This is a genomic window from Vibrio sp. TMPB1044 (assembly GCF_030442075.1).
GTDB lineage: Bacteria > Pseudomonadota > Gammaproteobacteria > Enterobacterales > Vibrionaceae > Vibrio > Vibrio satsumensis.
Map to the genome: position 1 here is coordinate 1 of NZ_JAUJED010000035.1, position 1,426 is coordinate 1,426.

Consider the following 1,426-nt stretch of genomic DNA (forward strand, 5'->3'; position numbering starts at 1 on the left):
TGAACTGACCCCCAATAGTTGGACACCAATTATTGGGGGTCTTTTTATGTCCAAATATAGCCGAGAGCTAAAATGTATCATTGCTAAGCAATACTTAGATGGCACGTCATCTCTCTACTTAGCAAAACAATATTCAATTTCTTCAAGACAGATACGGTATTGGGCTCAAGTCTTTGCCATCCATGGTACTGATTCATTTTTACCAACTAACCATGTGGCTACTGCTCAGACAAAACGAAAAGCATTGAATTTAATGTGGACGAATGAATGGTCTCTCACGCACACTAGCGCAGTATTAAACCTCTCATCCCCTGGGATACTCTCAGTCTGGCTCAAACGATTTAATGAGCTCGGTATCAAAGGGCTCAAAATGCGCCAGAAAGGAAGACCCTCAATGAAACAGCAACCTCAACGTACCACTAAGCCTGATAATGAAATGACGCTTGAGGAGCTAAAAGAGGAGTTGGTTTACTTACGAACCGAGAATGCCGTTCTAAAAAAGTTGGAAGAGTTGGAGCAGGAAAAAAACCGTCGAACAAAGAAAAAGCGGTCATAGCTCTAACTCTTAAAGGCAAGTACCCGTTGAAGCACCTACTGCACACTCTACAGCTGGCAAAAAGTGTCTTTTATTATCAGGCTCAAACGAGCAAGTGCCCAAATAGCTACGAACGTGAGCTGCGGTTGATAAAGTCAATTTATCATGAGCATAAGGGCCGATACGGCTACCGCCGTATTCACTTGGAATTAAAAAATCAGGGGTTCGTGCTTAACCACAAAACGGTTCAAAGGCTTATGGCTCAGCTCAACCTTAAATCGACGGTCAGGATTAAAAAGTATCGTTCATACCGAGGAGAGTCTGGAACAGCTGCTCCCAACGTGCTTGAAAGAGATTTTAGTGCGACTCAACCCGACGAAAAGTGGGTAACTGATGTCACGGAGTTCAAAGTCAAAGAGCAGAAAGTATACTTGTCTCCCGTTGTCGACTTGTTTACTCAGGAAGTGGTTGCTTATAGAGTGGCCAAAAGTGCCTGCTTGCCGCTAGTCACGGATATGCTGACGGAAGCCATATCAAAGCTTAAACCCAACTCAAAGCCAATTATACATAGCGATCAAGGTTGGCAATATCGCCATCGACAGTATCAAAAAAAGGTAGCGGAGAGTGGGTTAACACAAAGCATGTCGAGAAAAGGTAACTGCTTGGATAATGCGGTTGCTGAAAACTTTTTTGCTTTACTCAAAACAGAGATGTATCACAACCAAAGCTTTGAAGATGCAGATGCTCTGATAGAGCAAATTAAAGAATACATCGAGTACTACAATACCAAACGTATAAAAGTGAAACTAAAAGGCCTGACTCCGATAGAATATCGAACTCAGGCCTTGAAAGCCGCTTAACAGAAATGTCCAACTTTACGGGGTCAGTTCA

The 1,426-nt window shown here is 42.8% G+C and carries 2 protein-coding genes; both read left to right on the forward strand.

The annotated features are described in order from the left end of the window. Nucleotides 1–46 precede the first annotated feature (46 nt). On the forward strand, nt 47–556 hold the full coding sequence (locus QQ041_RS20260; RefSeq protein WP_353057844.1) for a helix-turn-helix domain-containing protein: 510 nt from the start codon (nt 47–49) through the stop codon (nt 554–556). Next, complete coding sequence (locus QQ041_RS20265; protein ID WP_285954927.1) at nt 553–1,395, forward strand: IS3 family transposase; 843 nt, start codon at nt 553–555, stop codon at nt 1,393–1,395. The genes QQ041_RS20260 and QQ041_RS20265 overlap by 4 nt, the downstream gene beginning before the upstream one ends. The last annotated feature ends 31 nt before the right edge of the window (nt 1,396–1,426 follow it).